Here is a 13039-nt window from a genome sequence, read left to right as displayed (position 1 = left end):
CCTTGGGAAGCAACCTACTCTTGATGAGACCTTAACCCAAGGAGTATCTGGTTATGCGAGTTCCGTCTCTTCTGGCCCTGGCGGCCGCCGGTGCCCTGCTGCTGCCCGTGGCTGCGAACGCTGGCAACTTCCCACCCGGGAAGGAGGCCGGCTACATGGCCCAGTGCACGCAAGTGGCCAGCGGCCAGGGCGTTGACGCTGCGACCGCGAAAAAGCACTGCGACTGTGGCGCCCAAGCCATCAAGAAGAATTTCACCGACGCCGAGATTGCCGACCTGGACAGCCAGGATGGCGTGGACGCCAAGCTGATGCAGAAGGCGCAGACGGTGGTGAAACAGGCCTGCGCGCCTAAGAGCTGAAACCTTAAAGCCAGGGCAGACCAGCGATTCTTTGAGCTGGATCAATATCCTGCGAAGGTAAAAGGCGCTAGATGCGCAGAATTAGACTATGATGTGTCCCGTGCTGCGTAGCCTCGGCCACATTGCACCACTGAAAAAACTAAATGTTCTGGAGATTCACCCATGTCCAATCGCCAACAAGGCACCGTCAAATGGTTCAATGATGAGAAAGGCTACGGCTTCATCACCCCAGCAGGCGGCGGCGACGACCTGTTCGTACACTTCAAGGCCATCGAATCCGACGGCTTCAAGAGCCTGAAAGAAGGCCAGACTGTTTCCTTCGTCGCCGAGCGCGGCCAGAAGGGCATGCAGGCTGCACAGGTTCGTCCGGAGTAATTCGGATAGCTGTAAAAAAACCCGCCCTTGTGGCGGGTTTTTTTATGGGAGCGGCCTTGCCGGGGCGCCGGACCGGTCGGAAAGGGCCGCAAAGCGGCCCCGGCAGTTTCTGCTACGAAGCTGAAAGCCTGGGGCCGCTTCGCGCCCCATCGCGACACAAGGCCGCTCCCACAGGTACGGCGCAGGCCTGAGGGTTAACGCTCCCCCTGCGGGAACGGGTTTACCGAGGCGTCGAACCGCCGCGAAGGGGCCGCCACAGGAGCATGCATCAACCGCAGTTAACGCGGTTCACCACACCTTGCTCATCCACATTCAGGTTCAGGCGCTCGGAGCGGTACTCCAAGGTAACCACGTCGTGCGGCTTGAGAATGCGCGCCATCTGCGAGCCACTGGCCTTGCGCGCCTGCTCCAGCAGTTCGGCGCTGGCTGGCTTGCCAATGGCGAAGTCGGCGCCGCTGGCTTCGCAGCGGCCGTCGTTGCCGGCCGACGCCTCAGGCGCCTTACCACCACCAGAGTTACCGCCAGTGCTGCAACCAGCCAGGACAGCCGCCACAGCCAAGGTTGCCAGGAAAGCACGGGTACGGAACATGAATCCTCCTAAATCGGTTTGGGAACTGCCTGATCCGACAGTTCCGCCAAGAGTTTGTTGCAAAACCGAGCAAGTCTGCCTGAACTGAGCGCTGTGGGCGAAAGCCAATCGTGACCGAATTTTACCGTTCTACCGACGAGGCACTTGGTTTGCGCCGCAAAGTCATGATTTACTTTGGGAAGTGAAGGCACAGTGCCTTCTTCGAACACCAGGGTCAGGTGTTCGCCCCTCCGCCACAGGCCCCAAGCGAGAGCCTTTCATGAGCAGCCACAGCATCGATGCCGATATCAAGGTCAAATGGGCCGAAGGCCAGAGCGCGTACAGCCCTGGCACACCGGAGGAGCTGCTGTTGATTGGCATCGACCTGCTGGTGCGCGATCGCGGCCCCGAGGCAGCCCGCAGTTTCATCGAGCAAGTGCTGGAGCGCTACGCGCCGCACGCCGCTATTCCAATCGCGCCAACCGGGCGCTGAGCAGGTCGAACAGCCCCTGGGCATCGCCCTGCTCCACCCACAGCACATTGGCCGGCTGCTTGAGCACGCCGTACCAGTCGGCGATGGTCTGACCGAAGGTCGGGCCTTCGCGGCTGTCGATGCTCATGTGGATGCGCCGGCCGCTGAACAGCTCGGGCTTTAACAGGTAGGCGATGACGCTGGCGTCGTGCACCGGGCCGCCGGGCATGCCGTAGAAGTCCATGTCGTGCCTGATGTACACGTTGAGGATGTCCACCACGCGCTTGCTGGCCTGGTTGTTCACCGCTGCCAGCTGTTTCAGGCGGGCATCGCTGGTCAACAGCTTGTGGGTGACGTCCAGCGGCAGGTAGGTCAGTTGCACGCCACTGGCCAGCACCACTTCGGCGGCATGCGGGTCGGCGTAGAGGTTGAATTCCGCCACCGGGGTGATGTTACCGCCGTTGAAATGGGCGCCGCCCATGATTACCACTTGCTTGATGCCTTTGGCGATGTCCGGGCGCTGGATCAGCGCCAGCGCCAGGTTGGTCTGCGGGCCGAGCATGGCCACGGTAATGCTATGCGGTTTGGCAGCGCCGAGGGTGTCGACCAGGTATTGCACGGCATTGCCCTGGGCCAGCGGGGCTTTTGGTTCGTGCACCTGCACGCCGGTAAGGCCTTCTTCGCCATGCACGTCAGCGGCGTAGATCGGCCTGCGCACCAGCGGGCGAGCGGCACCGGCGTACACGGGGATGTCTTCACGGCCGGCCCATTCGCGGGCCAGGCGGGCATTGCGCGAGGTTTTCTCCAGGCGCACGTTGCCGGCCACGGTGGTGATGGCGCGGATGTTCAACTGCTCGGGCGAGGCCATGGCCAGGAACAGCGCAACCACGTCGTCGGCGCCGGGGTCGGTGTCGATGATCAGGTCGATGGGGGCGGCCTGGAGGGTGGTGGCTGTGGCCATGAAGGCGGCTCCTTGTAGCAGGGGTTGAGCATGGGCGGCACTCCTGTTGCCTGGGTGAAAAATCCTGAAGTGCCGCGCCCCGTCCTGTGGGAGCGGGTTTACCCGCGAAGAAGGCGACGCGATGGATGGCACCGGCTTCGCCGGTGTTCGCGGGTGAACCCGCTCCCACAGGGGGCTCCACCGCCTTCAGAACAGTGAGTTAGAAGGTCACGCCAGAAATCAGGGCGATGTTGCTGTAAGGCTGGCACTCACCAGTACGCACTACCGCACGCGCACTGCGTGACAGCACTTTGAATTCCTCATGGCTCAGCCATTCGCGTTTGCCCAGCTTGCCCTTCAAGCGCTCGATCTCGACCAGCGCCGGCGGCACCACCTTCTGCATTTCCTCAGCCAATACATGCCGCTCCACCTGCAGCTCGCTCAGCACCACCCGCAATACACTGGCGAAATCCGGCAGGCCAGGGGTAATTGCCAGATCAATCAGCTCGACCCCCGGCGGCACCGGCAGCCCGGCATCGCCAATCACCAGGATGTCGCCATGCCCCATGCCGGCAATGGTCCGCGACAAGGCAACGTTCAGTAGCTGGGTTTTCTTCATGGCGTAAGCTCCGCCAGGTAGGGAATCGACGGCTGCGCACCCGCGCGGGTAACCGACAGTGCCGCAGCGCGCTGGCCAAAGGCGATGGCTTCGCCCTCCTCCAACCCACGCACCAGGCCAGCAGCAAAACCACCAATGAAGGTATCGCCGGCAGCTGTAGTGTCCAGCGGCTGCACAACGGGCGCCGGATAATGCTGATGGCCTTGGGCGGTAACCAGCATGGCCCCTTGCGCACCCAGGGTGATGATCACTTTACCCGCCCCCAGCTGCAGCAAACGCTCGCCAGCACGGCGGGCGCTGTCCTGATCGGTTACGGTCACCCCGGTCAGGGCTTCAGCCTCGCTCTCGTTGGGCGTGAGGTAGTCGATGTGCGCGAACCAGCCCGCCGGCAAGGGGCCGATGGCGGGCGCCGGGTTCAGGATCACCTGCTTGCCCAGCTCATGCCCCCTGGCCAAAGTCCAGGCTACGGTCTCCGCGGGTACTTCCAATTGGCAGATGATTACCTCGGCCGCCTGCAACAGCGCATCGAAGCGCTGAACTGACTGCGGCGTCAGCAGGCCATTGCCACCGGGAATGATGACAATGCAATTCTGGCTGGCGGCATCCACGGTAATCAGGGCGATCCCGCTGGATACCCCCGAGCAGGTGCTAACCCCTTGGCAGTCGATACCCTCGACATACAAGGCCCGGTGCAGCTGCCGACCGTAATCATCGTCGCCCACATTGCCGATCATCGCCACGCTGCCACCCAGCCTGGCCACCGCCACGGCCTGGTTGGCACCCTTGCCGCCCGGCACGGTGAAAAAGCTTTCGCCGGGGAGTGTTTCGCCAGCCCGGGGCAAGCGCTGGGCGCGGGCCACCAGGTCCATGTTGAGGCTACCGACCACCACGACCTTGGCATTCATGACGTTTCCTTAGCGTTAGCGGTAATCGTTGAACAGGTCCGGGCGTGGCCCGGTGGATTCACGCAGGACAATACGCGGGGCAACAATGCGTTGCTCCGCCGCGCCTTGCCGTGGCGTACCGATACGCGTCAGCAACAGCGAAGCGGCGCTTTCGCCCAACTCGCGGATCGACTGGCCCACCGTGGTCAGCGGCGGGTACACGTAGCGGCTGAGCTCGATGTCGTCGAAACCGATCACCGACAGCTCGGCGGGTACGTTGATGTTGCGTTCGGCCGCAGCGCGCAGCACGCCGAAACCAATCATGTCGTTGCCGGCAAAAATCGCCGTGGGCCGCTTGCCCTCCAGCACCTGCGCCGCCGCCGCATGGCCACCCGGGCTGGTGAAGTCGCAGTGCAGCACACGGTTGCCCAGCACCGGCGCACCCACCTCGGCCATGGCACGGCGGAAGCCGCTCAGGCGCAGCTGGGTAACCCCGGTTTCAGCGGGGCCGCCGATATAGGCGATGTCGCGGTGGCCAAGCTCCAGCAGGTGCTGGGTGGCCAGGTACGCGCCTTGCTCATGGTCGATGCGCACCAGGTCGGCATCCACGCCTTCCAGCTCGCGGTCGACAATCACCATCGGCGTGCGCACGCTGGCCAGGCTTTGCAGCAGGTCGCTGTCCTGGCCCACCGAGGCCACCACCAGGCCGTCGATGCGCTTTTCCAGCAGCACGCGCAGGTAGCTGCGCTGCTTTTGCGGGTTGTCGTCGGAGTTGCACAAGATCACGCAGTAGCCGTTGCGCTCGCAGGCGTCTTCAATGCCGCGCGCCAGCTCGGCGAAGTACGGGTTGACGCTGTTGGGCACCAGTAGGCCGATGGTGGCCGTGCTGCGCGCCTTCAGCGAGCGCGCCACTGCACTGGGCACATAGTCCAGCTCAAGGATGGCGGCTTCGACTTTCAGCCGCACCTGCTCGCTGACTGGCCGGGTTTTATTCAGCACATGGGACACGGTGGTGTAGGAAATGCCCGCCAGTGCGGCGACGTCTTTGATGGTTGCCATGTCTTCAGTTCCGCCGGCCTGCACGCCGGCTACGGTAAGTGTCGAGCACCACGGCGATGACGATCACCGCCCCGGTGATGATGCGTTTGGTGGGTTCGCTGGCACCGATTTGCGCCAGCCCCGCGGCCAGTACGGAAATGATCAGTACGCCAAAGAAGGTGCTGATGACCGAGCCGCGCCCGCCCATCAGGCTGGTGCCGCCGATCACCACGGCAGCGATCACCTGCAGCTCCAGGCCGGAGCCGGCATTGGGGTCGGCCGCCTCCAGCCGCGAAATCTGGAACAGCGCGGCCAGGCCAGCGAGCAGGCCCATCAGGGCGAACACCAGCACTTTGTACGGGCGCGGGTCGATACCGGCCAGGCGCACGGCCTCTTCGTTGGTGCCGATGCCGATCAGGTAGCGGCCAAACACCGTGCGAGTAAGCACCAGCTGGGCCAGCACGATCACCAGCAAGGCGATGATGAACGCTGGCGAGATACCAAAGGCGACCGGGTTGGAGAACCAGGCATAGGCATCGCCGATATAGGCGGTGCGCGAGTCGGTGAACTGGTAGGCCAAGCCACGGGCCATTTCCAGCACGCCGAGCGAAACGATGAACGACGGAATGCGCCAGGCCACGGTGACCCCGCCGGTAATACTACCGGCCAGTGCTGCCACGGCCATGCCCAGCAGCGCCGAAGGCAGCACACCCCAGCCCCAGCCGAGAATCGCCACGCTCACCGTGGAGGCGGCCAGGGCCAGCACCGAGCCCACCGACAGGTCGATGCCGCCGATGATCAGCACGAAGGTCATGCCCACCGCCAGCACCATCAGGTCGGGGATCTGGTTGGCCAGGGTGCTGAAGGTGTTGTAAGACCAGAAGTGGCTGCTGAGGAACGAGAACAGCACAATCATCGCCAGCAAGGCGCCGGCCAGGCCCAGGTAAGTACCCAGGCCAAAATAGCTGCCACTGCGGCGCACCGGGGCGGCGCCTTGGCTGTCGAACGGGGTGGTTTTCATGCATCCATCCTGGGGGCTGCATCATGCAGCAGTGCGTCACGTTTCTGATAACCGGCAAAGGCGGCGGCCAGCAGCTGGTCCTGGCTCCAATGATCGCGTTCGAAGGTGTCGATCAGGCGCCCGGCAGACAGCACGGCGATGCGGTCGCAAATCAACATCAGCTCGCGCAGGTCGCTGGACACCACCACCAAGGCCTTGCCCTGGCGCGCCAGCTCGGCCAGCAGGCCATAGATGTCGAACTTGGCGCCAACGTCGATGCCACGGGTGGGCTCGTCGAACAGCAGCACCTGGCAGTCGCGTTCCAGCCAGCGGCCAATCACCACTTTCTGCTGGTTGCCGCCAGACAACTCACCCACCACCTGCTGCGGGCCGGCACTGCGGATGCGCATGGCCTGGATCTGCCGCTCGGCCAAGGCCCTTTCGGCTTCGCCATCGAGCACACCAGCCCGCGACACGGCGCCGAGGTTGCCCAGGGCGATATTGGCGCTGATCGATTGGGTCAGTAGCAGGCCTTCGCCCTTGCGGTCTTCGGTAATCAGCGCGATACCGGCCCGCACTGCGGCCTTGGGCGAATCGATAGTGACTGGCTGCGGCGGCTGGCCAAGCGCGATGCTGCCGCTGTCAGCGCGGTCGGCACCGTAGATCAGGCGCAACAGCTCGGTTCGGCCGGCGCCGATCAGGCCGGAGATACCAAAGATCTCCCCTGCCCTGACCTCGAACGACACCTCGCGCACCTTGTCACCGCGGCTGAGCTTGTCGACCTTGAGCAGTGGCCCGCCGATCTGCCGACGGCCCAGGTCGATATGTTCGCCAAGCTCGCGGCCAACCATCAGGTTGACCAGCTCCGTGCTGCTGTAGCGCTGGATCGGCTCGTCGCACACCAGCTTGCCGTCGCGCAGCACGACGATGCGCTGGGCCACGCGCTGCAACTCTTCCAGCCGGTGCGAGATATAGACAATGGCCACACCGCGCTGGCGCAGGCGCTCGATCTGGGTGAACAGCAACTCCACCTCACGCGCGGTGAGCATGGCGGTGGGCTCGTCGAAAATCAGCACATGGCAGTCGCCGATCAGGTTGCGGGCGATTTCGACCATCTGCTGATGGCCGATGCCCAGCTCGCCGACCGGGGTGTCCGGGTCGATGGCGTCGAGGCCGACCTGGGCCATGGCGGCGGTTGCCAGCTGGCGCAAGCGCTTGTGGCTGATCCAGCCGAAGCGGCTGGGCAGGTTGTCGAGGAACAGGTTTTCCGCCACGGTCAGCGTCGGCAGCAGGTTCAGCTCCTGCATCACCATGCGCACACCGAGGCGCTCGGCCTCGCTGCGGCTGCCGGGCGCGTAGGCCTGGCCGCGGTAGCTCATGTGCCCGGTGGTGGGGGTTTCCAGGCCGCTGATCAGCTTGGACAAGGTGCTTTTGCCCGCGCCGTTCTCGCCGGTCAGGGCCAGCACTTCGCCGGCCCGCAGGTTCAGGCTGACCTCGCCCAGCACCGGCTGGGCGTAGGTCTTGCCCAAGCCGCTGGCGGCTAGCACCACTTCATTGGCCGATGCAGGCATGGCCGTATCTCCTGCCAGCAATCAGGGTTTGGTGATGAGTTGCACCGGGGTCTGGATGACGTTGTCGGCATCCACGTCAGGCTTTTCGCCTTTGACCATTTTCAGCGCGGCCTGGATGCCGTACACCGCCTGTTGGCTGGCCGCCTGGTCGAGGGTGGCAAGCACGCGGCCATCGGCGAGCATCGGCTTGATGGCGTTGATGTTGTCGTAACCCACCACTTGTACCTGGCCGGTCTTGCCGGCGGCGCGCACGGCCGAAACGGCGCCCAGGGCCATGCTGTCGTTGCCGGCCAGCAGCGCCTTCAGCTCGGGGTACTCGTTGAGCATGGAGGCGGCGACGGCGTTGCCTTTGTCAATTTCCCAATTGCCGCTTTGCACCGAGACGATCTTCATCTGCGCAGCGCCCATGGCGTCCTTGAAGCCAGCGGTACGCTGCTGGGCGTTGGTGGTGGTCGGCACGCCTTCGATGATGCCGACCTGGTCGCCGGCCTTGAGCTTCTGGTTGGCCAGGTAGTCGCCGACCAGGCGTGCGCCCTTGCGGTTGTCGGGGCCGACGAAGGGTACGCTGATGCCTTTGCTCTTGAGCAGCTCCGGGTCCAGGCGGTTGTCGATGTTGATCACCACCACGCCCTGGTCCATGGCCTTTTTAACCGCCGATACCAGTGCCTTGGAGTCAGCCGGGGCAATCACCAGGGCCTTGGCGCCGGCATTGACCATCTGCTCGACAATGCGGATCTGCTCGCCGGTATCGGTCTCGTTCTTGATGCCGTTGGCGACCAGGTCGAACTCGTTGGCGTGGGCTTTTTGGTAGTCCTTGGCGCCGTCTTCCATGGTGCGGAAGAACTCGTTGGCCAGCGACTTCATGACCAGGGCAACCTTGGGCTTGTCTTCGGCGTGGGCGGCAGACAACGGCAGGGCAAGGGACAGGGAGGAAACGACAGCGAGGGCCAGCAGACGACCGGGGAACGGCAGTTTCATGGACGATGACTCCGAATCTTGTTTTTTTATCGGATCGCAAACGTTTGCGGTACCTAACTATGGAAACAGGACAGGGGTTTGTCAAATCCGCTTGGGTCGAAGGCCAATTCTCTGCTGGTACCGATTATCCAGAATTTTTCCGAAAAGCCGAACACCTTTTCCTACGTTTGTTCGGAATTACGAATGGAATACTCCCCTTGTAGGCGCGGCCTTGCGTCGCGATGGGCTGCGCAGCAGCCCCGGCAATCTCTGCTAGAGCCTGAATTTTGGGGCCGCTGCGCAGCCCATCGCGACGCAAGGCCGCTCCCACAGAAGCAGTACGCGCATGCTGGTATGAAAGATGCCTTAAAGCCTGCGCGACTCAATAACCATCTCACTAGGAAGAGAGAGAACAATAACGATGAATGCCGCACTGAAAACCTTCGCCCCCAGCGCACTCGCCCTGCTGCTGATCCTGCCCACCAGCGCCTCGGCCAAAGAAGCCGAAACCCAGCAGAAGCTAGCCAATGTGGTCATCCTCGCCACGGGCGGCACCATTGCCGGCGCTGGCGCCAGCGCCGCCAACAGCGCCACCTACCAGGCCGCCAAACTGGGCGTCGACAAGCTGATCGCCGGCGTGCCGGAACTGGCCGACCTGGCCAACGTGCGCGGCGAACAGGTGATGCAGATTGCCTCTGAAAGCATCAGCAACGACGACCTGCTGAAGCTGGGCAAACGCGTCGCCGAGTTGGCCGAGAGCAAGGACGTTGACGGTATCGTCATCACCCACGGCACCGACACCCTGGAAGAAACCGCCTACTTCCTCAACCTGGTAGAGAAGACCGACAAGCCGATCGTGGTGGTCGGTTCGATGCGCCCAGGCACCGCCATGTCGGCCGACGGCATGCTCAACCTGTACAACGCCGTGGCCGTGGCCAGCGACAAGCAGTCGCGTGGCAAAGGCGTGCTGGTGACCATGAACGACGAGATCCAGTCTGGCCGCGATGTGAGCAAGTCGGTCAACATCAAGACCGAAGCCTTCAAGAGCGCCTGGGGCCCGATGGGCATGGTGGTGGAAGGCAAGTCGTACTGGTTCCGCTTGCCGGCCAAGCGCCACACGGTCAATTCCGAGTTCGACATCAAGCAGATCAGCAGCTTGCCACAGGTGGACATCGCCTATGGCTATGGCAACGTCACCGACACAGCCTACAAGGCACTCGCGCAAAATGGCGCCAAGGCGCTGATCCACGCCGGTACCGGCAACGGTTCGGTGTCGTCGCGGGTGGTACCGGCGCTGCAAGAACTGCGCAAGAACGGTGTGCAGATCATTCGCTCGTCGCACGTCAACCAGGGTGGTTTCGTGCTGCGCAACGCCGAACAGCCGGATGACAAGAACGACTGGGTCGTGGCCCATGACCTGAACCCGCAGAAGGCGCGGATCCTGGCGATGGTAGCGATGACCAAGACCCAGGACAGCAAGGAGCTGCAGCGGATCTTCTGGGAGTACTGATTATTGGTGCAGCAGGCCGGTGCTTCCTTGGCACCGGCCGTTCGGAAGCACTAAAGGGTTGATGTTGCGTAAGGCCGACAATATCGCATCACCCCGGGCACTCGATTGCCAGCTGCGTCAGCGCTAGCGGATGTAGCTACCGCCATTGACGTCCAGCGTCGCGCCATTGAGCGATGCCTGCGAAGGCCGCAGGGTGAACGCCACCAGTTCGGCGATTTCCGCGGGGCTGGCCATGCGCCCAACCGGGATATCAGCTACCGCAGCAGCCTCACCATGTTGCGCCACAAACTGTTCGGCCATGTCGGTGCGCACCCAACCCGGAGCAATCGCCACCGCTACCACGCCATCAGCTGCCACGCTGCGAGCCAACGACTTGGTCAGGTTGATCAGAGCGGCCTTGCTACTGCCGTAAGGCAGGGCGTCGGCCGCATAGCCGCGTTGAGCCGCTCGGCTGGCCATATTGATGATGCGCCCACCTCCATGTGCCCGAAAATGCGCGACGGCATCACGGCACAGGTCAGCGGCAGCGAAGAAGTTCACCTGGAACTCACGTCGCCACGCCGAACGCCACTGAGGCGCAGGTGCCTCCAGCGGAATCTCGGTGCGAATACCGGCATTGTTGATCAGGCCATGAATCCGCCCACCGGCCAGCTCCAAGGCTGCATGCCAGAGCTTTTCCGGCCCGGTTTCCTCGCTGAGGTCACCTTGGACGATCCAGCCATTACCACCCACGCGCTGCAGCAACTGGGCGGCACCCTGCGCATCGCGGCTGTAGTGGATCAGCACCTTGGCCCCTTCGACAACCAACTGCTCGACGATCGCGGCACCAATCCCACCCGACCCTCCAGTTACCAGCACGACCTGCCCAGCCAGGGGGCGCGTGGAGTCACTCATATCTGCTCACCTTCCGTTGTAGAGAATGGAAAACGCCGTGCGCCAATGGCAGCGCACGGCAAGTGAAATGCGGGCTGCTATTGCTGGCCTACGTTAGCTGCGAGCGATGCCTTGTCGACGAGTTTCTGGATGTCACCCGTCTCGCGTCGCTGCGAAATGTAGATGTTCAGCACTTGTAGATCCGCTGGGGAAATGTCACGGCGAATACCGAAGGACACACCCTGCTTGGCCAAGGCCGGCTTAGGCAGGATTTCGCGAGCCCAGCCGGGGTTGGCAAGGGCAAACAGGTGGTTGGTGTCGCTGGCATCGACCAATACATCGGCACGCTTGGACATGACCGCGAGACGCGCTTCATCCATGCCTGGCAAGCGCATGATCTTGCCGTTGCGCACCACGGAAGTGATTGCTTTGTCCTGTGCAGTCCCCGACATCACCGCGAAGGTAGTGTCTGGCTTGTCCAGGGCCGCGATATCGTCCTTCGCATCAACCAGCTTGGGGTTGTCCTTGTTCACCAGCAGCGAAACCTGATAGTCGGTCGCAGGTACCGTGAAGGAAACCGCCAAGGCGCGCTCCGGCGTCTGGTTCAGGGCCATGGCCAAGTCCCATTTGTTGCTCTGCAGGCCGGCCACCAGGTTATCCCAGTTGGTATCGACAAAAGCCACTTTGACCTTCAGCACCTTCTCGCCGAAATCACGGCACAGGTCCACGAAGTAGCCACTGTAATCCCCTGTCTTGGCATCGCGCATCACATAGGGGGCTGCCACCGCAGCGCCGCAGCGCAGAACGCCGGCCTTCTGCACGTCTTGCCATATCGAACTTTCAGCTGCCTGGGCCGCCGACTGGGCCAGCAAGGCAGCGCAAAGACCTGCGCCCAGTACAAGCGCTTTGAGGGAAGACGAGATTGGAAGAGACATTTTGGACCTCACTGAAAATCGTTGTTTTTTTGGCAGGAAGGTACGGCGTGTATCTGCATGCTATTTTGTGTTCATGACTGCACTCAACATAAAAATTATGATGCGCACTGTCAACAACCGTTAGCGACATTCAGCAACGGGTCAGGACGACGTGGCTTGTTCAGTTCTGGCAGGAGAGCAATGTGCGCTGAAGGCGGCGGGAGGGAGGTCGACATTGCGAAAGCAATAGCGAATCTTAGCGTGAGAAAAAATGTATTTAACTCACCAAACGTTTCCACTCAAGCTGTAAGGATCAGTGACGCTCAGGCCGCAAAAAGGCCAGCGAAAAGGAGATCGACATGAATCTGAATGACGAACTAGCACTTTTGATTCGCCAGGAAGAAATCCTTCAATTTCCGCGTTTTGATGAAGAGGTAGCGTGGCAACTCGGCGCGCTTCTCTACAACTGGGCTGCGGCGAATTCCTGGCCACTGGTAATCGACGTGAGGCGTTTCGACCGCCCTCTTTTCTTCGCAGCCCGCCCCGGCATCACGCCTGATAACCATGACTGGGTAAGACGCAAGAACAATACTGTCCAGCGCTTTCTCCGCAGCTCCTACCGAATCAAGCATCAACTGGCCTTGGAAAACCTGCACATCAGCCAACGCTACTACCTCTCCCCAGCGGACTACGCGAGTGTTGGCGGTGGTTTTCCAATAATCGTGCAAGGTGCCGGGGTGATCGGCTCCATTACCGTTTCAGGCCTTCCAGATCGCCAGGACCATCAGCTCATCATCGATGCGCTGTGCGAAATGCTCGGCAAGGACCGGGGCGCGCTGGCGCTGCCTGCAGAGGAGCCGCGCTAGCCACAGGTATTTCCCTTTTTGTCACCTCGGCCTTTGCGTCAACTTGCTGCGACGGCGCGCAGGCTTAGTCCGTTTACGGATCAGAACGCTCCA

15 protein-coding genes are annotated in these 13039 nt (G+C 62.4%); 5 read left to right on the top strand and 10 right to left on the bottom strand.

The window, feature by feature from the left end; all coding sequences use genetic code 11:
- The first annotated feature begins 53 nt into the window (after window positions 1–53).
- Both ABE456_RS03375 and ABE456_RS03370 read left to right on the top strand, forming a co-directional pair.
- Entirely contained in the window at window positions 54–359 is a 306-nt protein-coding gene (locus tag ABE456_RS03375) for a hypothetical protein (RefSeq protein ID WP_110743934.1), read from the top strand.
- Between the two features lie 162 nt (window positions 360–521).
- Window positions 522–734, top strand: a complete 213-nt coding sequence (locus tag ABE456_RS03370; RefSeq protein WP_003250656.1) for a cold-shock protein — start codon at window positions 522–524, stop codon at window positions 732–734.
- A 268-nt stretch (window positions 735–1002) separates the two neighbouring features.
- On the opposite strand, the gene ABE456_RS03365 is transcribed toward ABE456_RS03370, so the two are convergent.
- Window positions 1003–1323: an I78 family peptidase inhibitor gene (locus tag ABE456_RS03365; protein ID WP_346642699.1), complete on the bottom strand. Its 321-nt coding sequence runs from the start codon at window positions 1321–1323 to the stop codon at window positions 1003–1005.
- A gap of 259 nt (window positions 1324–1582) precedes the next feature.
- On the opposite strand from ABE456_RS03365, the gene ABE456_RS03360 reads away from it, so the two are divergent.
- Window positions 1583–1795 (top strand): hypothetical protein, encoded by a 213-nt coding sequence (locus ABE456_RS03360; RefSeq protein WP_346642698.1) that lies wholly within the window; start codon window positions 1583–1585, stop codon window positions 1793–1795.
- Here ABE456_RS03360 and ABE456_RS03355 read toward each other — a convergent pair.
- The 7 genes from ABE456_RS03355 to ABE456_RS03325 form a co-directional block, all read right to left on the bottom strand.
- The gene (locus tag ABE456_RS03355; protein ID WP_346642697.1) at window positions 1767–2735 is read right to left on the bottom strand and encodes a nucleoside hydrolase; all 969 of its coding nucleotides are present in this window, start codon (window positions 2733–2735) and stop codon (window positions 1767–1769) included. The two genes, ABE456_RS03360 and ABE456_RS03355, sit on opposite strands and share 29 nt — an antisense overlap.
- Window positions 2736–2934: 199 nt before the next feature.
- Window positions 2935–3333: a D-ribose pyranase gene (gene rbsD, locus ABE456_RS03350; protein WP_346642696.1), complete on the bottom strand. Its 399-nt coding sequence runs from the start codon at window positions 3331–3333 to the stop codon at window positions 2935–2937.
- Window positions 3330–4238: a ribokinase gene (gene rbsK / locus ABE456_RS03345; protein WP_346642695.1), complete on the bottom strand. Its 909-nt coding sequence runs from the start codon at window positions 4236–4238 to the stop codon at window positions 3330–3332. Before rbsK ends, rbsD begins: the two co-directional genes overlap by 4 nt.
- A 15-nt stretch (window positions 4239–4253) precedes the next feature.
- On the bottom strand, window positions 4254–5276 hold the full coding sequence (locus ABE456_RS03340; protein ID WP_346642694.1) for a LacI family DNA-binding transcriptional regulator: 1023 nt from the start codon (window positions 5274–5276) through the stop codon (window positions 4254–4256).
- Window positions 5277–5280: 4 nt separating this feature from the next.
- Window positions 5281–6276, bottom strand: a complete 996-nt coding sequence (locus tag ABE456_RS03335) for an ABC transporter permease (protein WP_346642693.1) — start codon at window positions 6274–6276, stop codon at window positions 5281–5283.
- Window positions 6273–7826 (bottom strand): sugar ABC transporter ATP-binding protein, encoded by a 1554-nt coding sequence (locus tag ABE456_RS03330; protein ID WP_346642692.1) that lies wholly within the window; start codon window positions 7824–7826, stop codon window positions 6273–6275. Before ABE456_RS03330 ends, ABE456_RS03335 begins: the two co-directional genes overlap by 4 nt.
- A 21-nt stretch (window positions 7827–7847) precedes the next feature.
- Window positions 7848–8804: a sugar ABC transporter substrate-binding protein gene (locus ABE456_RS03325; RefSeq protein ID WP_346642691.1), complete on the bottom strand. Its 957-nt coding sequence runs from the start codon at window positions 8802–8804 to the stop codon at window positions 7848–7850.
- Between the two features lie 400 nt (window positions 8805–9204).
- On the opposite strand from ABE456_RS03325, the gene ABE456_RS03320 reads away from it, so the two are divergent.
- Entirely contained in the window at window positions 9205–10293 is a 1089-nt protein-coding gene (locus tag ABE456_RS03320) for an asparaginase (RefSeq protein WP_346642690.1), read from the top strand.
- A 123-nt stretch (window positions 10294–10416) separates the two neighbouring features.
- Here the strand turns inward: ABE456_RS03320 and ABE456_RS03315 are convergent, their stop codons facing one another.
- A complete protein-coding gene (locus ABE456_RS03315) occupies window positions 10417–11187 on the bottom strand; it encodes an SDR family oxidoreductase (protein WP_346642689.1) in 771 nt (256 codons plus the stop codon).
- 77 nt (window positions 11188–11264) lie between these two features.
- Window positions 11265–12101, bottom strand: coding sequence for a transporter substrate-binding domain-containing protein (locus ABE456_RS03310; protein ID WP_346642688.1), 837 nt, complete (start codon window positions 12099–12101; stop codon window positions 11265–11267).
- Between the two features lie 338 nt (window positions 12102–12439).
- On the opposite strand from ABE456_RS03310, the gene ABE456_RS03305 reads away from it, so the two are divergent.
- A complete protein-coding gene (locus ABE456_RS03305; RefSeq protein WP_346642687.1) occupies window positions 12440–12946 on the top strand; it encodes a heme-degrading domain-containing protein in 507 nt (168 codons plus the stop codon).
- Window positions 12947–13039 lie beyond the last annotated feature (93 nt).

Source organism: Pseudomonas sp. TWI929 (assembly GCF_039673335.1).
Lineage (GTDB): Bacteria > Pseudomonadota > Gammaproteobacteria > Pseudomonadales > Pseudomonadaceae > Aquipseudomonas.
This window is presented reverse-complemented; position numbering and strand designations above follow the sequence as displayed.